This is a genomic window from Pseudomonas sp. EA_35y_Pfl2_R5 (genome assembly GCF_963970805.1).
Classification (GTDB): Bacteria; Pseudomonadota; Gammaproteobacteria; order Pseudomonadales; family Pseudomonadaceae; genus Aquipseudomonas.
The window spans coordinates 134,290-157,412 of sequence record NZ_CAXAOW010000009.1 but is presented as its reverse complement, the minus strand read 5'-3'; the positions used below and the strand labels follow the sequence as shown (position 1 = coordinate 157,412).

The 23,123-nt window shown below is 60.8% G+C and carries 21 protein-coding genes; 12 read left to right on the top strand and 9 right to left on the bottom strand.

The genetic code is table 11. The annotated features are described in order from the left end of the window. Positions 1-10 precede the first annotated feature (10 nt). The 5 genes from rng to mreB form a co-directional block, all read right to left on the bottom strand. On the bottom strand, positions 11-1,468 hold the full coding sequence (gene rng, locus AACX99_RS16020) for a ribonuclease G (protein ID WP_339413306.1): 1,458 nt from the start codon (positions 1,466-1,468) through the stop codon (positions 11-13). A 61-nt stretch (positions 1,469-1,529) separates the two neighbouring features. Then, a complete protein-coding gene (locus AACX99_RS16015; protein WP_339413304.1) occupies positions 1,530-2,150 on the bottom strand; it encodes a Maf family protein in 621 nt (206 codons plus the stop codon). 45 nt (positions 2,151-2,195) lie between these two features. Then, entirely contained in the window at positions 2,196-2,681 is a 486-nt protein-coding gene (gene mreD / locus AACX99_RS16010) for a rod shape-determining protein MreD (RefSeq protein ID WP_160016103.1), read from the bottom strand. After that, positions 2,681-3,583: a rod shape-determining protein MreC gene (gene mreC, locus AACX99_RS16005; protein ID WP_445261876.1), complete on the bottom strand. Its 903-nt coding sequence runs from the start codon at positions 3,581-3,583 to the stop codon at positions 2,681-2,683. Before mreC ends, mreD begins: the two co-directional genes overlap by 1 nt. Before the next feature lie 136 nt (positions 3,584-3,719). Next, positions 3,720-4,757 carry a rod shape-determining protein MreB gene (mreB, locus tag AACX99_RS16000; protein ID WP_090255536.1) on the bottom strand — a complete coding sequence of 346 codons (1,038 nt, stop codon included), beginning with the start codon at positions 4,755-4,757 and terminating at the stop codon, positions 3,720-3,722. Positions 4,758-5,022: 265 nt separating this feature from the next. On the opposite strand from mreB, the gene gatC reads away from it, so the two are divergent. From gatC to pcaC, 6 genes are all read left to right on the top strand, one after another. Further along, entirely contained in the window at positions 5,023-5,310 is a 288-nt protein-coding gene (gatC, locus tag AACX99_RS15995; protein ID WP_339413299.1) for an Asp-tRNA(Asn)/Glu-tRNA(Gln) amidotransferase subunit GatC, read from the top strand. A gap of 16 nt (positions 5,311-5,326) precedes the next feature. Beyond that, positions 5,327-6,778 (top strand): Asp-tRNA(Asn)/Glu-tRNA(Gln) amidotransferase subunit GatA, encoded by a 1,452-nt coding sequence (gatA, locus tag AACX99_RS15990; protein WP_339413297.1) that lies wholly within the window; start codon positions 5,327-5,329, stop codon positions 6,776-6,778. Between the two features lie 106 nt (positions 6,779-6,884). Then, complete coding sequence (gatB, locus tag AACX99_RS15985; RefSeq protein ID WP_339413329.1) at positions 6,885-8,351, top strand: Asp-tRNA(Asn)/Glu-tRNA(Gln) amidotransferase subunit GatB; 1,467 nt, start codon at positions 6,885-6,887, stop codon at positions 8,349-8,351. A gap of 170 nt (positions 8,352-8,521) precedes the next feature. After that, a complete protein-coding gene (locus AACX99_RS15980) occupies positions 8,522-8,893 on the top strand; it encodes a septal ring lytic transglycosylase RlpA family protein (protein ID WP_339413296.1) in 372 nt (123 codons plus the stop codon). A 100-nt stretch (positions 8,894-8,993) separates the two neighbouring features. Next, a complete protein-coding gene (locus AACX99_RS15975) occupies positions 8,994-10,085 on the top strand; it encodes a calcium/sodium antiporter (RefSeq protein WP_339413294.1) in 1,092 nt (363 codons plus the stop codon). A gap of 23 nt (positions 10,086-10,108) precedes the next feature. Further along, on the top strand, positions 10,109-10,486 hold the full coding sequence (gene pcaC, locus AACX99_RS15970) for a 4-carboxymuconolactone decarboxylase (RefSeq protein WP_339413292.1): 378 nt from the start codon (positions 10,109-10,111) through the stop codon (positions 10,484-10,486). Between the two features lie 55 nt (positions 10,487-10,541). Here the strand turns inward: pcaC and AACX99_RS15965 are convergent, their stop codons facing one another. From AACX99_RS15965 to AACX99_RS15955, 3 genes are all read right to left on the bottom strand, one after another. Then, the gene (locus AACX99_RS15965; RefSeq protein ID WP_339413291.1) at positions 10,542-11,483 is read right to left on the bottom strand and encodes an AEC family transporter; all 942 of its coding nucleotides are present in this window, start codon (positions 11,481-11,483) and stop codon (positions 10,542-10,544) included. Between the two features lie 87 nt (positions 11,484-11,570). After that, positions 11,571-12,131, bottom strand: a complete 561-nt coding sequence (locus AACX99_RS15960) for a response regulator transcription factor (RefSeq protein WP_090243369.1) — start codon at positions 12,129-12,131, stop codon at positions 11,571-11,573. A 12-nt stretch (positions 12,132-12,143) separates the two neighbouring features. After that, a complete protein-coding gene (locus tag AACX99_RS15955) occupies positions 12,144-13,397 on the bottom strand; it encodes an ATP-binding protein (RefSeq protein WP_339413287.1) in 1,254 nt (417 codons plus the stop codon). 203 nt (positions 13,398-13,600) lie between these two features. Between AACX99_RS15955 and AACX99_RS15950 the strand changes: the two genes are divergently transcribed. Both AACX99_RS15950 and AACX99_RS15945 read left to right on the top strand, forming a co-directional pair. Then, positions 13,601-14,308: an SIMPL domain-containing protein gene (locus tag AACX99_RS15950; protein ID WP_339413285.1), complete on the top strand. Its 708-nt coding sequence runs from the start codon at positions 13,601-13,603 to the stop codon at positions 14,306-14,308. 411 nt (positions 14,309-14,719) lie between these two features. Next, the gene (locus AACX99_RS15945; protein WP_339413283.1) at positions 14,720-16,318 is read left to right on the top strand and encodes an ABC transporter substrate-binding protein; all 1,599 of its coding nucleotides are present in this window, start codon (positions 14,720-14,722) and stop codon (positions 16,316-16,318) included. A 61-nt stretch (positions 16,319-16,379) separates the two neighbouring features. Here the strand turns inward: AACX99_RS15945 and AACX99_RS15940 are convergent, their stop codons facing one another. Beyond that, positions 16,380-17,606 (bottom strand): M24 family metallopeptidase, encoded by a 1,227-nt coding sequence (locus tag AACX99_RS15940; protein WP_339413282.1) that lies wholly within the window; start codon positions 17,604-17,606, stop codon positions 16,380-16,382. 167 nt (positions 17,607-17,773) lie between these two features. Here AACX99_RS15940 and AACX99_RS15935 point away from each other — a divergent pair, with 167 nt between their 5' ends. From AACX99_RS15935 to AACX99_RS15920, 4 genes are all read left to right on the top strand, one after another. Then, the gene (locus AACX99_RS15935) at positions 17,774-18,337 is read left to right on the top strand and encodes a helix-turn-helix domain-containing protein (RefSeq protein ID WP_339413280.1); all 564 of its coding nucleotides are present in this window, start codon (positions 17,774-17,776) and stop codon (positions 18,335-18,337) included. Positions 18,338-18,605: 268 nt separating this feature from the next. After that, positions 18,606-20,177, top strand: a complete 1,572-nt coding sequence (locus AACX99_RS15930) for an ABC transporter substrate-binding protein (RefSeq protein WP_445261875.1) — start codon at positions 18,606-18,608, stop codon at positions 20,175-20,177. Between the two features lie 212 nt (positions 20,178-20,389). Continuing rightward, a complete protein-coding gene (locus AACX99_RS15925; protein WP_339413276.1) occupies positions 20,390-21,982 on the top strand; it encodes an ABC transporter substrate-binding protein in 1,593 nt (530 codons plus the stop codon). Between the two features lie 130 nt (positions 21,983-22,112). Beyond that, complete coding sequence (locus AACX99_RS15920; protein ID WP_339413274.1) at positions 22,113-23,123, top strand: ABC transporter permease subunit; 1,011 nt, start codon at positions 22,113-22,115, stop codon at positions 23,121-23,123.

The window sequence follows — 23,123 nt, the reverse complement described above, 5'->3', positions numbered from 1 at the left end:
AGCGCGCATATCAGAGCAGCACCACATCGTATTGCTCCTGGGAATACATGGTCTCGACCTGGAACTTTATGGTGCGGCCGATAAAGGCTTCGAGATCGGCGACATTGCCCGACTCTTCATCGAGCAAGCGGTCGACCACCTTCTGATTGGCCAGCACCCGATAACCTTCCGGCTGATAGGCGCGCGCTTCGCGCAGAATCTCGCGGAAAATCTCGTAGCAGGTGGTTTCGGCAGTTTTCAGCTTGCCGCGCCCCTGACAGGCGCTGCATGGTTCGCATAGCACCTGTTCGAGGCTTTCGCGGGTGCGTTTGCGGGTCATCTGCACCAGGCCCAGCTCGGTGATGCCAATGATGTTGGTCTTGGCGTGGTCGCGCTCCAGCTGCTTCTCCAGGGTGCGCAGCACCTGGCGCTGGTGCTCCTCATCTTCCATGTCGATAAAGTCGATGATGATGATCCCGCCGATATTGCGCAGGCGCAGCTGCCGGGCAATCGCTGTAGCGGCTTCCAGATTGGTCTTGAAGATGGTCTCTTCCAACGTGCGGTGGCCGACGAACGCGCCAGTATTCACATCAATGGTGCTCATCGCCTCGGCCGGATCGATGATCAGGTAACCGCCAGACTTGAGCGGCACCTTGCGCTCCAGCGCCTTCTGGATTTCGTCCTCGACGCCATACAGATCGAAGATCGGCCGCTCGCCGGGGTAGTGCTCTAGGCGGTCGGCGATTTCCGGCATCAGCTCATCGACGAACTGGGTAATCTTGCCGAAGGTCTCGCGCGAGTCGACGCGGATTTTCTCGATCTTCGGGTTGACCAGATCGCGCAGGGTGCGCAGTGCCAGACTGAGATCTTCATAGATCACCAACGGCGTCGGGCCGACCTTCATCTGTGTAGCGATTTGTTCCCACAGGCGGCGCAGGTAACGGATATCGGCGAGAATTTCGTCAGCGCCGGCACCATCGGCGGCGGTGCGCAGGATAAAACCGCCGGCTTCCTCGATACCTTCGGCGGCCACGCAGTCGGCGACTACCTGCTTAAGACGCTCACGCTCGGCTTCGTCTTCGATCTTCAGCGAGATTCCAACGTGGGCGGTGCGCGGCATATACACCAGGTAGCGCGAAGGGATCGACAACTGAGTGGTCAGGCGAGCACCCTTGCTGCCGATCGGGTCCTTGGTGACCTGCACCACCAGGCTCTGGCCTTCGTGCACCAGGGCGCTGATGCTTTCCACGGCCGGACCTTCGCGGCTGGAAATTTCCGCGGCATGAATAAACGCCGCACGCTCCAGACCGATATCGATAAAGGCCGCCTGCATACCCGGCAGCACGCGCACCACTTTGCCTTTGTAGATATTGCCGACGATGCCACGCTTCTGTGTGCGTTCGACGTGCACTTCCTGCAGTACGCCGTTTTCCACCACCGCCACGCGCGACTCCATCGGCGTGATGTTGATCAGGATCTCTTCACTCATGCGCTCATCTCTTCTGAGATAAAGCTGAAAGCCCAGGGACTGCGCCGATAACGGCGGTCACTCACCCACGACCCGCAACCTCTTGACTGTGATCTGGCAACGACTGCCAGCACGGAATAGCAAATTCTGCGAGTAACGCAGCAGTCTCACACAACGGCAACCCCACCACCGCCGAATAACTGCCCTGCAACTGGCTGACAAACACTGCCGCCAGGCCCTGAATACCGTAGCACCCGGCCTTGTCCTGCGGCTCGCCACTGGCCCAGTAGGCCTCGATTTCGGCCTGACTCAATGGGCGGAAGGTTACCTGGCTTGTGACCACCCGCGACTCCAACCGTTCGCGGCTGACCAGCGCCACGGCGGTGAGCACCTGATGGCTACGCCCAGACAGGGCACTCAAGGTCGCCAACGCATCGTCACGATCGACAGGCTTGCCGAGAATCCGCCCATCGAGCACCACCGCGGTATCAGCACCGAGCACCACGGCATCCGCCGTATCGGACAGGACAGCAAGCCCAGCCTGCGCTTTTGCGCGAGCCAGACGCTCTACATAGGCGATTGGCGACTCACCTGGCAATGCATTTTCATCGATGGGGACGATTTGCGTGAGGAAGGGCACAGCAATTTGCGTCAGCAGTTCACGCCGACGCGGCGATCCGGAGGCGAGATAGAGGGTGGCCATGCTGACTTCTCCCTGTCGGATAAACGCAAGGCCGAGCGGCCTTGCTTAATTGACGCCCAGACGCTGATGCAACCCGCGCAACAAGGTACAGACCCAGGGCCAGAGCAAGGCGCTGACCAAGGCCGGCAAGACGAACGCCAGGGTTGGCGGGCGACTACCAGTCAAGGCGTTCAGCCACAGCTGCACCAGCTGCGCCAGACCAAACACCACCAGCAGCACGGTGCTTTGCTGCCACATGGGGAACATGCGCAAACGCTGATGCAGGGTCAACACCAGAAAGGTAATCAGGGTCAGGATCAGCGCATTTTGCCCCAGCAAACTGCCGTTCAGCACATCGGCCAACAAGCCGATGACCCAGGCCGTGGTCATACCCACGCGATGCGGCAAAGCCAGCACCCAATAGGTCAGAAACAGCGCCAACCATAGCGGCCGGCCCAGCTCCATAAACTTGGGCATGCTCGACACGCTAAGCAGCAGCGCCAGGGCGAATGTCAGCCAGACCACCCAGATATTGCTTGAACGTGCGGCCATTATTGCGCTGCCTCCGGCGAATTGGCGGGCGCTGCTGGCGCGTCAGCAGCAGGTTGCGCCTGCTGCTGAATTTCACGGTCCAGGGCTTCCTGAGCTTGCGCCGACTCGGTGGCGCGCTGCTCTGGCGTACGCGGGTCGGTAAACACCAGCAGCATATAGCGACTGCGGTTCAGCGTAGCCGTGGGCACCGCACGCACAATCGCAAAGGGCTGACCGGAGTCATGGATCACTTCGCTGACCATGGCCACCGGATAACCGGCAGGGAAGCGCTGACCGAGCCCGGAACTGACCAGCAGATCGCCCTCCTTGATATCCGCCGTATCGGCGACATGGCGCAACTCCAGGCGCTCCGGGTTACCGGTGCCACTGGCGATGGCGCGCAGGCCATTGCGATTGACCTGCACTGGAATACTGTGGGTGGTATCGGTGAGCAGCAAAACACGCGAGGTGTAGGGCATGACCTCGACCACTTGCCCCATCAGACCGCGAGCGTCTAGAACCGGCTGCCCCAGGACCACACCGTCCTTCTCACCCTTGTCGATCAGGATGCGATGGGTAAAGGGGTTGGGGTCGATACCGATCAGCTCGGTGGCCAGCACCTCGTCGTCGACCAGGGCGGCCGAGTTGAGCAACTCGCGCAAGCGCACGTTCTGCTCGGTCAGCGCGGCGAGCTTTTGCAAGCGGCGCTGCATCATCAACTGCTCGGCCTTGAGCTTTTCATTCTCGGCGGTCAGTTCGCTGCGGCTACTTAGTTCTTGCGTGGCACCTTCCCACACCCGCACCGGTAGACGACCCACCCAATAAACCGGCTCGACAATCAATCCGAGCTGCGCACGTAGCGGCTGCAGCAAGGTAAAGCGTGCGTCGACCACCATCAGCGCAGCCGACAGCACGGTGAACACCAACAGGCGCACACCCAGCGAAGGACCTTTGGCAAATAGCGGTTTGATCGGCAGCTCCTCACGGCGTCAGGCAGCAAACAAAAAGCTGCAAGCGAGTAGAACCCGGTTGCAGCTTAGGACGTGGAACAGTGGCGCCTTACTCCGAGGACAGCAAGTCCATGGTGTGGCGATCCATCATTTCCAGCGCCTTGCCACCACCGCGGGCAACACAGGTCAGCGGGTCTTCGGCGACAATCACCGGCAGGCCGGTTTCCTGCGACAGCAGTTTGTCCAGATCACGCAGCAATGCGCCACCGCCGGTCAGCACCAGGCCACGCTCGGCAATGTCGGAAGCCAGTTCTGGCGGCGATTGCTCCAGCGCGCTTTTCACCGCCTGAACGATGGTCGCCAGGGATTCCTGCAGCGCTTCGAGCACTTCGTTGGAGTTCAGGGTAAAGCTGCGCGGCACGCCTTCGGCCAGGTTGCGGCCACGTACGTCTACTTCTCGCAGTTCGCCACCGGCGTAAGCGGTACCGATTTCCTGCTTGATCCGCTCAGCGGTGGATTCACCGATCAGCGAACCGTAGTTGCGGCGCACGTATGTGATGATCGCTTCGTCGAAACGGTCGCCACCGACGCGCACAGACTCTGCGTATACGACACCATTAAGGGAGATCAGGGCGATTTCAGTGGTACCACCGCCGATATCGACGACCATCGAACCGCGAGCTTCTTCAACCGGCAGGCCGGCACCAATGGCAGCCGCCATCGGCTCTTCGATCAAGAACACTTCGCGGGCACCGGCACCGAGGGCCGATTCACGGATGGCGCGGCGCTCCACCTGGGTGGACTTGCACGGCACGCAGATCAGCACGCGCGGCGACGGCTGCAGGAAGCTATTTTCGTGAACCTTGTTGATGAAGTATTGCAGCATCTTTTCGCAGACGCTGAAGTCGGCAATCACGCCGTCTTTCATCGGACGGATGGCGGCAATGTTGCCAGGGGTACGGCCGAGCATGCGCTTAGCTTCGGTTCCGACCGCCACTACGCTCTTCTGGTTACCGTGGGTACGGATAGCGACGACCGACGGCTCGTTCAGGACGATGCCGCGCTCGCGAACATAAATCAGGGTATTGGCAGTGCCCAGGTCAATCGACAGATCGCTGGAAAACATGCCACGCAGTTTTTTGAACATGGGATAGGGACCCTAGGCAACGCGTGGGTAAAGGCGAAGCGCGGTAAAGGCGCTGCTAAAAAGTGCGGCAAACTCTAACAACGGCAGGGATTTTGAGCAAGGCACCAATATGGTAGATTGCCGGTTTTTCAGGGCTTTAAGACCCATCATCGCGGCCTTTGACCACCACCTGTCACTATCTGTTCCCTGCGCACCTGTGCATGGCGACTCGTTCACATTTCCAAAGGCGGCCAGCAAATGCGCTGCTTTATATAGGGAGAAACCAATGGCGCTTGAACGCTCCGACGTGGAGAAAATCGCTCATCTGGCTCGACTGGGCTTGAATGAAGCCGATATTCCGGGAACCACTGAGACCCTCAATAACATTCTCGGCCTGATTGACCAGATGCAGGCGGTCAATACCGACGGCATCGAGCCGCTGGCCCACCCCCTGGAAGCGACCCAGCGCCTGCGCGCCGACCAAGTCACCGAACGCAACCAGCGCGATGCCTACCAGGCTATCGCCCCGGCCGTGGAAAACGGCCTGTATCTGGTTCCGAAAGTCATCGAGTAAGGGAAAGCACCTAGCCATGTATCAATTGACCCTGGCCGAGATCGCCCGCGGACTCGCCGACAAGCAATTCTCCGCCGAAGAACTGACCCGCAGCCTGCTGGCGCGTATTCAGCAACTCGACCCGCAGCTCAATAGCTTTATCAGCGTCACCGAGGAGCTTGCCCTGGAGCAAGCTAAAGCCGCCGACGTCCGTCGCGCGGGCGGCGAGAGCGGCGCCCTGCTCGGCGCGCCCATCGGGCACAAGGATCTGTTCTGCACCCAGGACGTACTCACTAGCTGCGGCTCGAAAATCCTTACCGACTTCAAAGCCCCGTATAACGCCAGCGTGGTCGAAAAACTCGCCTCCGCCGGCAGCGTGACCCTGGGCAAGCTGAACATGGACGAATTCGCCATGGGTTCAGCCAACGAATCCAGCCACTACGGCGCGGTGAAAAACCCTTGGGACCTGACCCGCGTACCCGGCGGTTCTTCCGGCGGTTCGGCTGCGGCCGTGGCCGCTCGCCTGCTGCCGGCCGCGACCGGCACCGATACCGGCGGTTCGATTCGCCAACCCGCCGCACTGACCAACCTAACCGGCATCAAGCCGACCTACGGCCGCGTCTCGCGTTGGGGCATGATCGCTTACGCCTCCAGCCTCGATCAGGGCGGCCCACTGGCCCGCACAGCCGAGGACTGCGCGCTGATGCTGCAGGCCATGGCCGGTTTCGACCCAAAAGACTCGACCAGCGTCGATCAGCCGGTTGATGACTACCTGGCAGCACTGACTCAGCCGCTCGCAGGCCTGCGCATTGGCCTGCCGAAGGAATACTTCGACGCCGGCCTCGATGCGCGCATCGGCGAGAAGGTGATGGCCGTGGTCGAGGAGCTGAAAAAGCTTGGCGCCACGGTCAAAGAAATCAGCCTGCCAAATATGCAACATGCGATTCCTGCCTACTACGTGATCGCGCCAGCAGAGGCCAGTTCCAACCTGTCGCGCTTCGACGGCGTGCGCTTCGGCTATCGCTGCGAGAACCCGGCGAATCTGGAAGACTTGTACAAGCGTTCGCGCGGTGAGGGCTTCGGCGCGGAAGTGAAGCGCCGCATCATGGTCGGCACTTATGCACTCTCCGCCGGTTACTACGACGCCTACTACCTCAAAGCGCAGAAGATCCGCCGCCTGATCAAGAATGACTTCGTCGCCGCCTTCAACGACGTTGACGTGATCCTCGGCCCAACCACGCCAAACCTGGCCTGGAAACTCGGCGAGAAGAACAACGATCCGGTCGCCGCCTACCTGGAAGACATCTACACCATCACCGCCAACCTCGCCGGCATCCCCGGCCTGTCGATGCCTGCGGGCTTCGTCGATGGTTTGCCGGTCGGTGTGCAACTGCTCGCCCCTTACTTCCAGGAAGGCCGCCTGCTCAACGTCGCCCATCAGTACCAACAGGTTACTGACTGGCACACACAAGCTCCGGCTGGATTCTGAGGACGACACGCATGCAATGGAAAACCGTGGACCGTGGTCTGCCTGGAAATTCACGCCCAGCTCAACGCCAGCAAATCACTGACTGGCACCAACCAGTCCTGAGCGGATTCTAAGGAGCACTGACATGCAATGGGAAACCGTAATCGGGCTGGAAATTCACGCCCAGCTCAGCACCCAATCGAAGATTTTCTCCGCCAGCGCTATCGCCTTTGGCGCCGAGCCCAACACCCAGGCCAGCCTGGTTGACCTCGGCATGCCCGGTACTCTGCCGGTGCTGAATGCTGAAGCGGTGCGCATGGCCTGCAAGTTCGGCCTGGCAATCGATGCCGAAATCGCCGGCAAGAACATCTTCGCCCGTAAAAACTACTTCTACCCAGACCTGCCCAAGGGCTACCAAACCAGCCAGATGGATGACCCCATCGTCGGCAAGGGTTTCCTCGATATCACTCTGGAAGACGGCAGCCAGAAGCGCATCGGCATCACCCGCGCGCACTTGGAAGAAGACGCCGGCAAAAGCCTGCACGAAGACTTCCACGGCATGAGCGGCATCGATCTAAACCGTGCCGGTACGCCGCTGCTGGAGATCGTTTCCGAGCCAGACATCCGCTCGGCCAAGGAAGCCGTGGCCTACGTCAAGGCGATCCACGCCCTGGTGCGCTATCTGGGCATCTGCGACGGCAACATGGCCGAAGGCTCGCTGCGCTGCGACTGCAACGTTTCGGTACGCCCCAAGGGCCAAGCCGAGTTCGGCACCCGCGCCGAGATCAAGAACGTCAACTCGTTCCGCTTTATCGAAAAAGCCATCAACCACGAAGTGCAGCGGCAGATCGAACTGATCGAAGACGGCGGCAAGGTGGTGCAGGAAACCCGCCTGTACGACCCGAACAAGGACCAGACGCGCTCCATGCGCAGCAAGGAAGAAGCCAACGACTACCGTTACTTCCCCTGCCCGGATCTGCTGCCGGTGGTAATCGAGCAGAGCTTCCTCGATGAAATCCGCGCCAGCCTGCCAGAACTGCCGGTCGAGAAGCGCGCACGTTTCGAGCGTGAGTTCGGCCTGAGCACCTATGACGCAGACGTACTGGCCGCCAGCCGCGAACTGGCCAACTACTTCGAAGCCGTGAATGCCGTGTGCGGCGACGCCAAATTGGCCGCCAACTGGGTGATGGGCGAGCTTTCCAGCCTGCTCAACAAGGACAACCTGGAGATCGACCAGTCGCCGGTTTCCGCCGAGCAGTTGGGCGGGATGATTCTGCGTATCAAGGACAACACCATCAGCGGCAAGATCGCCAAGATGGTCTTCGAGGCCCTGGCTGCAGGTGAAGGCGCAACGGCCGACGAAGTGATCGAGAAGAAGGGCCTTAAGCAGGTCACCGACTCGGGCGCCATCGAAAGCATGCTGGACGAAGTGCTGGCGGCCAACGCCGAGCAGGTCGAACAGTACCGCGCCAGCGACGAAGCCAAGCGCGGCAAGATGTTCGGCTTCTTCGTAGGCCAGGCCATGAAGGCCTCGAAAGGCAAGGCCAACCCGGGCCAGGTGAACGAACTGCTGAAGAAAAAGCTCGAAGGGTAAGACGGGGCAGCCAACGCATGCCTTGGCCCGGCGAACGACCCGCCATGGCCGGGTCGGGTCGGGTCGGGTCGGGTCGGGTCGGAGCTCCCTATAAGCCAAGGATGGCTTGCTATATCAACGCCGGGTCAGCCCGGCGTTGTTTTGTCCGCCGCCAACTGCCAGGAACTACCATGCGCCTGTTATTGATTGCCATCACCAGCTTGCTGCTCAGCGCCTGTGCCAGCCAGGGCCAGGTCGATCCGCATGGTTACCACGCCGAAGGTCAGGCGTCCTATTACGGCGCGCGCCACCACGGCAACAAGACCGCCAGCGGTGAACGCTTCGACCAGAACGCCCTGACCGCCGCGCACCGCAGCCTGCCGTTTGGCAGCCGGGTACAGGTGACCAACCTACGCAACGGCAAAAGCGTGGTGGTGCGTATCAACGACCGTGGCCCTTACGCGAAGAAACGCATTATCGACCTGTCGCAGAAGGCCGCCGAACAGCTGGATATGCTGCGCGACGGCGTCGTGCCGGTGCGCGTGGAGCAGCTGGCCGAGTAAACATAGCTGTTTACAAAGAAGCCCTAGACGACCCCGCTCAGCCTCTGGCGCAACGCAAGCCGATGATTAAACTAGCGCCACTTTTCTGGAGCCCCTTGCAATGACCCTGATGACCTTTGTTTATCTGATCGCCGGCCTGGTGCTGCTGGTAGCCGGCGCAGAAGTGCTGGTGCGCGGCGCGGCCAAACTCGCTGCGCAATTCGGTATTCCGCCACTGGTGATCGGCCTGACCGTGGTGGCCTTCGGCACCAGCGCACCGGAAACCGCCGTCAGCGTGCAAGCTGCACTGAACGGCAGCGGCGACCTGGCGATTGGTAACGTGATCGGCAGCAATATCGCCAACGTACTGTTGGTGCTGGGGGCAACCGCTCTGGTCGCTCCGCTGATCGTCTCGCGCCAGCTGATCCGCCTGGATGTGCCGATTATGATTGGTGCCAGCTTGGTGGTGTACGCCTTGGCCTGGGACGGCAGCCTTAGCCGCCTTGAAGGTGCACTGTTGTTTGCCGGGGTGCTCAGCTATACCGCCTTCCTGATCATCAGCTCGCGCCGCGACCAGACGATCGCCAGCGAGGATGATGAGTTCGTCAAGGAGTTCGGCCTGGATCAACCGAGCAAGCCCTATGCTTGGGCAATCAATCTGGGCCTGCTGATCGCCGGACTGGTGCTGTTGGTGGCGGGGTCGAACTTTCTGGTTGAGGGCGCGGTCAGCCTGGCCCGGGCTCTCGGCCTGTCGGAGCTGGTGATCGGCCTGACAGTGATTGCCATTGGCACCTCGCTGCCGGAGCTAGCCACTTCGATTATTGCCGCCTTCAAGGGCGAACGCGATATCGCTGTGGGCAATATCGTCGGCAGTAATATCTTCAACCTGCTTTGCGTACTGGGCCTGGCATCGCTGGTATCGCCGAGCGCCATCCCGGTGGCCGCCAACGCCCTGGCCTTCGACTTCCCGGTAATGATTGCAGTGGCCGTGGCTTGTCTACCGATCTTCTTCTCCGGTTACCGCATCAACCGCTGGGAAGGCCTACTGTTCGTCGCCTACTACCTGGCGTATACCGCCTACCTGCTGCTGTCCTCGGCCGGTCGCCCGTTCGCCGAGGTATTCGGCGATGCCCTGCTGGGTTATGCGCTGCCGTTGACTGCGGTGACCCTGGTGATCATTGCTGGTCGCGCCTGGCACAAGCAGAAAGCCTGACGGCCCATCGGGAGGAAAGCTGCATGAGTGACAATCACGAACAAGGCCTGAAAGTCCGCCGTGAGGTGATGGGTGACGCCTTTGTCGACCGCGCTTTGGGTAACGCCACTGACTTTACCCAGCCGCTGCAGGACTTCGTCAATGAGCACGCCTGGGGCGGCGTGTGGACCCGTGACGGGCTGGATCGCAAAACCCGCAGCCTGATCACCCTGTCGGCACTGACCGCGCTGAAATGTCCGCAGGAGCTCAAGGGCCACGTGCGCGGCGCGTTGAACAACGGCTGCACAGTCGAGGAAATCCGCGAAACCCTGCTGCACTGCGCGGTGTATGCCGGCGTACCAGCGGCCATCGATGCCTTTCGCGCAGCGCAGGAAGTGATCGACGACCATCAGCAAGCCTGAGCGCCGCAAAACAGAAAGCCGGGCACTGCCCGGCTTTTTTATGCGCGCTGAGTAGCTATATCCAACCGCCCCACTGCAACAGCAATAGCCCAACGTTGGTGGTCACTACCGCTATCAGGGTGGTGATCACGATAATCGCCGCCGCCAGCTCATAATTGGCACCTACCGCGCGGGCCATGACGAAGCTGGCTGCCGCCGTGGGACTGGCGAAATACAGAAAGAGAATCGCCAGGTCCGCTTCACGAAAGCCATAGAGCCAGGCGCCATAGGTAGCAAGCAGCGGCAACCAGACCATCTTCATCAAACTCGCGCTAAGCGCCGTGCCGCTACCCTGGCGCAGCGAAGCCAGGCTGAGAGTGCCGCCAATGCAGATCAGCGCCAGTGGCAGGGTCATCTGCGCAAAATACTCGGCTGAGGTCATCAACCAGACAGGCACAGGAATCTGCCAGTAGGCGAAGGGAATCGCGAGCAGCACACCAATGATCAATGGATTGACCAGAATGCTCTTACCGATGGCCAGCGGCCCGGTCTTGACGCCAGGGCTGTAAATAGCCAGGACGATGGCCGAGAGGACGTTGTAGCAAAGGATCACCACTCCGCCGAGCACCGCGCCCAGGGACAGACCGTAGTCGCCGTAAAGGCTGGTGGCCAACGCCAGGCCGATAATGCCGTTGTTACCGCGAAACGCGCCCTGGGTGTAGATGCCGCGATCCTCGCGGGGGATGCGCCAGATCGCCCAGACCCAGGCCAGGGAAAAACAGACCAGGGTGGCAAGCACAAAGAACAGCAGCAGCGCCGGCTGCAGGGCCGCACTCAAGTCGGCTTTGACAATACCGAGAAATAGCAACGTCGGCATGGTGCCGCGAAACACCAGACTCGATGCCGTGTTGATAAATGCCGTGTCGATCCAGTGCAGGCGCTTGAGCACCACGCCGAGAAACAGCATGGCAAATACCGGTGCAGTGATGGCGAGGGTTTGCTGGACGACGGCAAGCATGAAAGCACCAGAGGGGTTGTCTGACAACCTATGTTAGCTGGCTAACCATTGCCTTGCTACCGTCGCCTGCATAGCACGCAGCCCTCTTCAGCGACGCACCGGGCGCTTCTGCAGTTTGCGCTGCAAGGTGCGCCGGTGCATCCCCAAGGCGCGAGCGGTGGCGGAGATATTGCCTTCATGCTCGCTGAGTACGCGCTGGATGTGCTCCCACTGCAGACGGTCAACCGACATCGGGTTTTCCGGCACCAGCGTATCCAGGTCGGCATGCTGGGTCAGTAGCGCGGCCAGCACGTCATCAGCATCGGCTGGCTTGCACAGGTAGTTGCAAGCACCGCGCTTGATCGCCTCCACCGCAGTGGCAATGCTCGAATAACCGGTGAGGATGACCACACGCATTTCGGCGTCCAGCTCCAGCAGTTTGGGCAGCAGCACCAGACCGGAGTCGCCTTCCATCTTCAGGTCGACCACGGCGTAGTCCGGCAGATCCTGCTCGGCCAGGGCCAAACCTTCTTCAGCCGAGCCTGCCGTGGATACGCGCAAGCCACGACGGCTCATGGCGCGCGCCATGACGCGGGTGAAGGTCGGATCGTCATCAACCAGCAGCAGGTGCGGTTGTTCTTCACCTTCGAACAGCACTTCATCGCTCATTCGGGTATTTCCTTAAGCTCGGCCATAGGCGCGCGGCAACTTCAGCTCGGTGAGCGTGCCGCCTTCTTCGTGGTTATACAGTTTAACCGTGCCACCGGCACGGGTGACGCTGGCCTGGCTAAGGAACAGCCCAAGGCCAAAGCCCTTACCCTTGGTGGTAAAAAACGGTCGTCCAAGCTGCTCGGCGATCGCCAACGGCACACCGTCGCCGAAGTCACGAATGCTCAGGCGCAGCCATTGGTGATCCCAGTCCAGACGGACATCCAGCTTGTCTGGGCAGGCATCAGCTGCATTGTTCAGCAGATTGAGCAGCGCCTGGGTCAGGTCGGCGGGCGGCATCAGCCGAGGCGGCGTACCGCGCCCCAGGCACTGGTAGCGATAGCTGGCCTCTGGGCGCATCAGGTGCCAGCGATTGAGGGCCGCCTCCAGCCACTCCACCGACGACAACTCGACCACCGCCTGACGGCGATCCGCCTCGGCGGCACGCACCAGATGCTGCAGGGTTTCCTTGCACAGTTTGACCTGCTCCTGCAGCACGGCCAGGTCCTCCTGTAATGTCGGCTCCTGATGCTCGCGGCGCAGTTCTTTGATCAGCACGCTCATGGTCGCCAGCGGCGTTCCCAACTCATGTGCAGCACCAGCAGCCTGGGTCGCCACGGCGAGCAACTGCTGGTCGCGCAAACCTTCTTCACGGCGTTCGGCGCGCAGCTCTTCCTGATGGCGCAGCTCTTCGGCCATCTTTGCCACGAAGAAGGTGATCAGTCCGGCGGCCAGGGCAAAGCTCAGCCACATGCCATAGATCAGCAGGCTCTCCCGTGGCCCTGCCGGCAATGCCAGCGGATGCGACCAGACCAGCAAAAAGGTGTAACCGCCCAGCGCCAGGCCGGACAGGGTGATGGTGTAGAGCCAAGGCAAGGTGGCCGCCGCAATAGTCAGCGGCACCAGGTAATAGGACACGAAGGGATTAGTCGAGCCGCCCGAGTAGTACAGCAGCAGGCTGTGGATGATCAGGTCACAGCCCAGCTGCACCGCATACTCCTGCTCGGTCACCGGCCATGGGCCGCGCAAGCGCAACGCGGTCAGCAGGCACAGCACCAGGGAAATACCGAGGGTGACGCTTAGCTCCAGCCAGGGCAGCGGCAAAGCGCCAGACTTGTAGGCCAGGCCCACGGACCCCGCCTGCGCCGCCAGCACCAGAATGCGGATCAGGGTCAGTCGCCAGAGGTTTTGCCGACTCGCCGACAGTAGCTGCACAGGTGCGAGCATAGAATCTCCAAGATGCCCATTTAACGAGCCGCAGGAGTATAACCAAGCACCCGGCCACACAACTGCGGCAACACGCCGCAGCAGGCCGCCTGGATGACCAGAGATAAAAGTGAACTGGGTTTAACCCGTTCAGTCTGATCGCTACGTCTACCCTCTGGAAAGCCGCGCATATCCCCATGCGCCCAACATACAAAGGAATCGTCATGCTGCCATTGTCCCGCCTCGCCACCGCTCTGCTGCTGAGCACCACCCTGTTGAGCACCACCGCTATGGCCGAAGAAGCGCGTTACAACCAGGTCGCGCTGCGCGCCGAGGTCACTCAGGAAATCGCCCACGACCTGATGCACGTCACCCTCTACAGCGAAGCCCAGGACAGCGACCCAGCCGCCCTCGCCGCGCAGATCAGCAAAACCCTCAACGCCGGCATTGCTCAGGCGCGCAAGGTTAAAGGCGTCAGCGTCGCCTCCGGCAGCCGTAACAGCTACCCGGTTTACGATGACAAGGGCCAAAAAATCACCGCCTGGCGCGAGCGCGCCGAGCTGCGCCTGGAAAGCGCCGACTTCAGCGCCCTGTCCACGCTCACCGGGGAAATGCTGCAAACCCTGAAAATGGGCGGAATGAACTTCAGCATTGCCGACGACACCCGCAAGACCCACGAAGATGCGCTGCTCAAGGACGCCGTAGCCGCCTTCAAAGCCCGCGCCCAGCTTGCGACTGAAGCGTTGGGCGGCAGCGGGTACAAACTGGTTAGCTTGAACCTCAACAGCGGTGGTTTCCAACGCCCTATGCCGATGCGCATGGAGGCGATGAAAGGCGCGGCGATGATGGATGCGGTGACGCCAGAGATCGAGGCCGGCACCAGCCAGGTCAATATCAACGCCGATGGCGTAATTGAAGTGCAGATGCCCTGAGGACCAGCGCAAAGTTTGCTGCGCGTCGGCCCTGCTGCGTTAAAAACAGGCTCGGAAGCCGCTTGCGGCTAACGCGCTTCAGCGCGACCCCGAAGGGGCGAGTGAAACGAGTAATGCTCATGTACAGCTCGTACACTCCGCTTCCTCGCCTGTTTTTGCCTTGCATGACTCTAGCTCGCAAGACTTTGAGCAGGCCCTAAAGAGTTGCAGCGCCGTTATCCGACGATAGCGGCGCTTTGCCATGTTTTACCCGCGCTTTTATAGAAATGCGACACCAACATACAGCTGCGTCGTCATTCCTGTTCTCTCCGCGACATGCCACTTGCCTACGGCATACGCCCTGCATAGCTTCATCCAAGGTCTCCATAAGAGGCCCCTCAGGATCACAACCACAATAACCATGAGGTCACTATGCGTAAGAACGCCGTCATCCAGGCTTTACTCGCCGCTGGGCTGATCGCCAGCTCGCCACTTGCCAGCGCCGCTGGCAACTTGGTGTTTTGCTCCGAAGGCAGCCCCGCCGGGTTCGACCCTGGCCTGTACACCACCGGCACCGATTTCGATGCTGCAGCGGAAACCGTGTTCAACCGTCTGAGCCAGTTTGAACGTGGCGGCACCAAAGTGATCCCCGGCCTGGCCGAGAAGTGGGACATTAGTGAAGACGGCCTGAGCTACACCTTTCACCTGCGCCCGAAGGTGAAATTCCACACCACCGAATACTTCACGCCGAGCCGCGACTTCAACGCCGATGACGTGCTGTTCACCTTCCAGCGCATGCTCGATAAGGATCATCCGTTCCGCAAAGCCTACCCGTCGGAATTCCCCTACTTCACCGACATGGGCATGGACGCGAATATCGCCAAGATCGAAAAACTCGACGACATGACCGTCAAGTTCAGCCTCAACGAAGTCGACGCCGCCTTTATCCAGAACCTGGCGATGAGCTTTGCCTCGATCCAGTCCGCCGAGTATGCCGATAGCCTGCTCAAGGCCGGCAAGGCCGCCGACATCAACCAGAAGCCCATTGGCACCGGCCCATTCGTCTTTAGCCGCTACCAGAAGGACGCGGTGATCCGTTTCAAGGGCAACAAGGAATACTGGCAACCGGATGAGGTGAAGATCGACAACCTGATCTTCGCCATCAACACCGACGCCTCCGTACGCATGCAGAAGCTCAAGGCAGGCGAATGCCAGGTCACCCTGTTCCCGCGCCCGGCGGATCTGGACGCGCTGAAGAAAGACCCTAGCCTGAACATGCCCGAACAGGCCGGGTTTAACGTCGGCTATATCGCCTACAACGTCACCCACCCGCCATTCGACAAACTCGAAGTGCGCCAGGCCTTGGACATGGCCGTGAACAAGCAAGGCATTATCGACGCGGTGTACCAGAGCGCCGGCCAGTTGGCAGTCAATGGCATGCCGCCGACCCAGTGGTCCTACAACGACAGCATCAAAGACCCCGCCTACAACCCGGAAAAAGCCAAGGAGCTGCTCAAGGCCGCCGGCATCAAGGAAGGCACCGAGATCACCCTATGGGCCATGCCGGTGCAGCGCCCGTACAACCCCAACGCCAAACTGATGGCCGAGATGCTGCAAAGCGACTGGGCCAAGGTCGGCATCAAGGCCAAGATCGTCAGCTATGAGTGGGGCGAGTACCTCAAACGCGCCAAGGCCGGCGAACACGATGCCATGCTGATCGGCTGGAGCGGCGACAACGGTGACCCGGACAACTGGCTGGGCACCCTGTACGGCTGCGACGCAGTGGACGGCAACAACTTCTCCAAGTGGTGCCACGCCGACTACGACAAGCTGGTCAAGGCCGCCAAGCGCGTGACCGACACCGCCAAGCGCACCGAGCTGTACAAGCAGGCTCAGGTGATTCTCAAGCGCGAAGTGCCGATCACCCCGATCGCCCACTCCACGGTCTATCAGCCAATGAGCAAGAAGGTTGAGGACTTCCGCATCAGCCCGTTCGCGCTGAACTCCTTCTACGGTGTCGGCGTCAAGTAACCACCCTGGCAGTAAATAAAACGGCGGCCAATGGCCGCCGTTTTATTTACTGCAACAACACTTACCCCAGACCGAACGGATCATCCAGCGAATGGCTCGGCGCAGTGAACCAGCGCGGCCCATCGGCGCTCATGTAGAAGTGATCCTCCAGACGCACGCCGAACTCGCCCGGCACGCAAATCATCGGCTCATTACTAAAGCACATGCCCTCGTCCAGCGGCGTCAGATCGCCGCGCACCAGATAGGGGCCTTCATGGATATCCAGACCGATACCATGGCCGGTGCGGTGCGGCAGACCCGGCAACTTGTAATCCGGCCCCAGTCCCGCCGCCTCCAGCGTACGCCGCGCCGCAGCATCCACCGCCTGACAGGGCTGGCCGAGCTGCGCGGCCTCGAATGCAGCCAACTGCGCGGCCTTCTCGATATTCCAGAAGTCGCGCTGACGCTGGCTGGGCTCGCCGAAGACATAGCTGCGGGTGATGTCCGACAGATAGCCATGCACTTGGCAACCGGTGTCGATCAGCACCATGTCGCCCTGCTTGAGGATCTGCGCGTGTTTGACGCCATGGGGGAAAGCACTGGCCGGGCCAAACAGCACGATGCAGAACGTCGAGCCCGCGGCCCCAACGGCGCGATGCGCCTGCTGAATAAACTCAGCGGCTGCCGTGGTGCTGATGCCCTCGTGCAGCACACTAGCAACGGCCTTGTGCACTTCCAGAGTCATGTCCTTGGCGCGCTGCATCAGGGCCAGCTCGGCAGATGACTTGCGCTGCCGGCAGTAAGCACTGATCACCGCGCCATCGACAAACTCGTAGCCTCTGGCCAGGCGACGTATGCCATCGACCATAAAAAACGCCAAGGTAGGACACAGGCCAATTTTCACTGGCCGCTCGGGATCAGCCGCGATGCCCATCCGCTGCAGGGTATCGAGCAGCAGTTGATAAGGGCTTTCGTGTTCATGCCAGGTATTGATGGCGCCTGCGAGCACTTGGAAATCGCGGATCGTACCGACCTCGAACGCCGGCGCCAGGTATTCCAGCGGCCCCTCGGCCGGGAGAATGGCACCCACCATGCGCTCACTGGGATGCCAGCGCACGCCGGTGAAATACTGCAGATTGCTGCCGGCATTGATAAATATCGCGGCAATACCTTCAGCCTGCATCCGCGCCTGGGCGCGACCCACCCGTGCCTGGTACTCGGCGAGTTCGATAGGCTGCGCACCATCCATCATGTTGTGTAGCCCGGCAAGCGCCTGTTGCGGCGTACAACCTCCGACACCGAGAGTCATCTCGCGCTCCTTTGTATGATCTGTATGTTGACCGAGCGAAATTTAAGTCTGACTTAAATAGAGCGCAACGATTATTTTAGTGTCACTTAAATGCACGGCTACTGGCCGACACTTTTATGCGCGACGCCGAACGGTATACTGGCGCTCTTTCAGCATGAGCCAGGGTTATGACCGCAGATCGCATCGGAGAACGTTTGCGCCGCTATCGGCGGGCCGCGAAGAAGACCCTGAATGAAGTCGCGAGCGAGTCGGGGCTTACCGCCAGCTTTCTCTCCCAGGCCGAGCGCAACCTGACCGGTATCTCGATTTCCTCATTGGCCAGCATCGCCAAGTCACTCGATATTCCGCTCAATGTGCTGTTCGACCAACCGCCGCAGCCAGAACCCGACTCACACCAGGGCGAGCGGGTGCGCTACACCATCGAAGGCCAGCCCCTGGCCTATGAGCGACTGTCCAGCAGCTTTCCGGGCAACCAGTTGAACGCGGTGAAAATGAGCATGCCGGTCGGCTATCAATCCGAATTGATCGCCCATGAAGGCGCCGAATTTGCCTACGTATTATCCGGCAAGATTCTCTACACCATCGACGGCCGCCAATACCCATTGAGCGTCGGCGACTCGGTGCACTTCGATGCAGGCAAAGCCCACCGCCTGGCCAATGTCGGCAGCGAAGTAGCGGAAATGCTGGCCATCACTACCCTAAGCTTGTTCGACGACCACAGCACGCCCTGACCTCTCACACTGCTACTGCTCTAGCACAATGTCGCGACAACCAATGTTAGTAGCGCTTAATTTTTGTTGACCTCAATTTCAGCATGACTTAATTTCGAGCGCGACAGGTTGCTGAGCGATTTCGCTCCACCGCAGCTCTGGGCCGGCCTCTTCACCCGATAGGCCGGAACGCAGCGGTGCTGATCACAGCCCACGAGGCTGACCCTCAATGACGCCCAAAAAAAGAATAAATGAGGTATTCATGCGCACTCACACGTCCATCCAGGCCATGCTCGTTGCCGGACTGTTACTCAGCACCACCTACGCATCCGCCAGCAACCTGGTGTACTGCTCCGAAGGCAGTCCCGGTGGTTTCGATCCAGGCCAATACACCACCGGCACCGACTTCGACGCTGCATCGGAAACCCTATTCAACCGCCTCGCCCAGTTCGAGCGCGGCAGCACCCTGGCCGTGCCGGCCCTGGCGACCGAGTGGCAGGCCAGTGAAGACGGCCTGAGCTACACCTTCAAGCTGCGTCCTGGGGTGAAATTCCACAGCACCGAGTACTTCACCCCCAGCCGCACCTTCAACGCTGATGACGTGGTGTTCACCTTCCAGCGCATGCTCGACAAAGATCACCCGTTCCGTAAGGCCTACCCGACCGAGTTCCCCTACTTCACCGATATGGGCCTGGATAAGAACATCGCCAAGGTGGAGAAGGTCGACGACCTCAGCGTGCGCTTCACCCTCAATAGCGTGGACGCGGCCTTTATCCAGAACTTGGCGATGAACTTCGCCGCCATCCACTCCGCCGAATACGCAGACCAGCTGCTCAAGACCGGTAAAGCCGCCGACATCAACCAGAAGCCAATCGGCACCGGCCCGTTTGTGTTCAACCGCTACCAGAAAGATGCGCAAATTCGCTTCAAGGGCAACAAGGACTACTGGCTGCCGGAAGATGTGCAGATCGACAACCTGATCTTCGCCATCAACACCGACGCCTCGGTGCGCGCGCAAAAGCTCAAGGCCGGCGAGTGCCAGCTCACCCTGAACCCACGCCCGGCTGATCTCACCGCACTGCAGAAAGACCCTAACCTGCAGGTGCCCAGCCAGCCTGGCTTCAACCTGGGTTACATCGCCTACAACGTGACCCGCGCGCCATTCGACAAAGTCGAAGTGCGTCAGGCGCTGGACATGGCCATCGATAAACCGGCGATCATCAGCGCGGTCTACCAGGGCGCCGGGCAACTGGCGGTCAACGCCATGCCGCCAACCCAGTGGTCCTATGACGAAAGCATCAGCGCCATCCCGCAAGACATCGAGAAAGCCAAGGCGCTGCTCAAGCAGGCTGGCGTTGCCGAAGGCACCAAGATCACCCTGTGGGCCATGCCCGTGCAGCGCCCGTATAACCCCAACGCCAAACTGATGGCCGAAATGCTCCAGGCCGACTGGGCCAAGGTCGGCATTCAGGCTGAGATCGTCAGCTACGAGTGGGGCGAGTACATCAAGCGCGCCCATGCCGGCGAGCACGACGCCATGCTGATCGGCTGGACCGGCGACAATGGCGACCCGGACAACTGGCTGGGCACCCTGTACGGCTGCGACTCGGTCAACGGCAACAACTTCTCCAAGTGGTGCGATGCCGGCTACGACAAGATCGTCAAACAGGCCAAGGCGATTACTGATCGCGATGCCCGCAGCGAGCTGTATCAGCAGGCGCAGCAGATCATCCAGCAACAGCTGCCGATCTCCCCGATCGCGCACTCAACGGTCTACCAGCCCATGCGCAACAGCGTAAAAGGCTTCGAGATCAGCCCCTTCGGGCGCAACAGCTTCTACGGCGTTAGCAACGCACGCTGAGAGAGGCATCAACGGCGGGCCTGAGCGCCCGCCGAACACCTAATAAAAACGACTGTATTCCTCCTCCGGCAACCTCCGGCTGAGTGTTTCGTAGCTGCCAAAACGTTAGCAAGAGTGCGCTCCCCTAGCGTTGCCGAGGCTGTTTCGCCCCGGCGACAGATAGTCCGCAAAGCACTCCTTGCCTGATAAAAAGCCGTTACAGGAGCCAACAGATGACATTCGCCCTTCGCGCCAGCATTGTTTTGAGCCTCGCCTTCGCCTGCGCGGCCATCCAGGCAAAACCATTGGTGGTGTGCACCGAGGCAGCGCCGGAAGGCTTCGATATCGTGCAATACACCACGGCGGTAACCGCCGATGCGACGTCTGAAGCGCTGTTTGATCGCCTGGTGCGCTTCAAGCCCGGCACCACCGAAATCGAACCGGCCCTGGCCGAGCGCTGGGACATCAGCCCGGATGGACTGAGCTACACCTTCTACCTGCGCAAAGGGGTGAAATTCCACAGCACGCCCTGGTTTACCCCCAGCCGCGAGATGAATGCCGATGATGTGCTGTGGAGCATCCAGCGCCAGCATGACCCCAAGCACCCTTGGCATGCCCAGCCTGGCCGCGGCTTTCCGTATTTCGAGGCCATGGAGTTCAGCAAGCTGATTGACCGCATCGAAAAACTCGACGAGCACCGCGTGCGCTTCGTGCTCAACCAGCCGCAGGCGCCCTTCCTCGCCGATCTGGCCATGGGCTTTACCTCGATCTATTCCGCCGAATATGCCGAGCAGCTGCTCAAAGCCGGCAAGCAGGAACTGCTCAACAGCCAACCAATCGGCACCGGGCCATTCGTCCTGCAGCGCTACGCCAAGGATGCTCAAGTGCGCTACACCAGCCATCCGAACTACTGGGATGGCGAGCCGGCATCGGAAAAACTGCTGTTTGCCATTACCACCGATCCCAATGTGCGTATCCAGAAACTGCGCTCCGGAGCCTGCAACATTGCCCTGTATCCACGCCCCTTCGATATTTCGGCGCTCAAGGCCGATGACAATCTGAAGGTGCTGGAACTCGACTCGCTGCTGACCGCCTACGTAGCCCTCAACGTGCGCCACAAACCACTGGACGATGTGCGCGTGCGCCAGGCGATCAACCTGGCCTTCGACAAGCAGGCCTACCTCGGCGCGCAATTCGGCGCCGAGGGTGCCAGCCCGGCCATCGCGCCCTATCCGTCGACACTGCTTGGCTATGACAATCAGCTTGAGGGCTGGCCCCATGATCCTCAGCGCGCCCGTCAGCTGCTCGCCGAGGCTGGCCACGCGGATGGCATCACTCTGTCGATCTGGACCCGCCCAGGCGGCGGCCCCACCAACCCCAACCCATCACTCGGCGCGCAGATGCTGCAAGCCGACCTGGCAGCGGTCGGCATCAAAACCGACATCCGCGTGATGGAGTGGGGCGAGCTGATCAAACGGGCGAAGAACGGCGAACATGACCTGGTGTTTATGGGCTGGGCCGGCGACAACGGCGACCCGGACAACTTCCTCACGCCCAACCTGTCCTGCGCCGCCGCGCAGAGCGGCGAGAACCAGGCCGGCTGGTGTGATGCCGAGTTCGACCGGCTGATCATCCAGGCCCGGGAAACCACCGAGCCGCAGCAGCGCGCCGCGCTCTACCGCCAGGCACTGGCGATTTTCCACCAACAAGCACCGTGGATTCCCCAGGCCCACCCCAAGCAATTCAGCGCGGTCAGCCGTGATGTCGAGGGTTTTACCCTCAGCCCCATGGGCTCGAATAATTACGCCAAGGTAAAGCGGCACTGATTCTGCAAGCTGCACTCAAAACAGGGCTACTGGCGCGCCCCAGCCGCGCGCCAGTGGCAGATCGACACAATATGTCAACGGCCCACGTAGCCGTTGGCGCGAATGAACTGATGCGGAGTAACAAAACCCCATGTTTGCTTTTATTGCACGCCGCCTGGGATTGCTGATTCCCACCTTCTTCGGCGTTACCTTGCTGACCTTCGCGCTGATCCGCATGATCCCCGGCGATCCGGTGGAAGTCATGATGGGCGAACGCCGCGTCGACCCGGAAATGCACGCCCAGGCCATGGAGCGCCTGGGGTTGAACAAGCCGCTGTATGCACAGTATTTCGACTATATCGGCAAGCTGGCCCAGGGCGATCTGGGTGAGTCGCTGCGCACCCGCACCAGCGTCTGGAATGAGTTCACCACGCTGTTTCCCGCCACCCTGGAGCTGTCCCTCGCCGCCCTGCTGTTCGCCGGCACCCTGGGGCTGATCGCCGGCGTGATCGCTGCACTGAAACGGGGCTCGCTGTTCGACCATGGGGTAATGGGCATTTCGCTGGCCGGCTACTCGATGCCGATTTTCTGGTGGGGCCTGCTGCTGATCATGTTCTTTTCGGTGTGGCTGGGCTGGACGCCAGTGTCCGGGCGTATCGATCTGCTCTACGACATCCCGCCAGTCACCGGTTTTATGCTGATCGACACCCTGCTCAGCGACGAAGAGGGCGCATTTGTCGACGCCCTGCGCCATCTGATCCTGCCGGCCATCGTGCTTGGCACCATTCCACTCGCAGTCATCGCGCGGATGACTCGCTCAGCGATGCTCGAAGTGCTGCGCGAGGACTATGTGCGCACCGCCCGTGCCAAGGGCCTGTCACCGGCCCGCGTGGTGTTCGTGCATGGCTTGCGCAATGCACTGATCCCGGTACTCACGGTGTTCGGCCTGCAGGTCGGCACGCTGCTGGCAGGCGCCGTACTGACCGAAACCATTTTCTCCTGGCCGGGCATCGGCAAATGGCTGATCGAGTCGATCGGCGCACGTGACTACCCGGTGGTGCAAAACGGCATCTTGCTGATCGCCTGCCTGGTAATTCTGGTCAACTTCGTGGTGGACATCCTCTACGGCCTGGCCAATCCACGCATTCGCCATCAGCGCTAA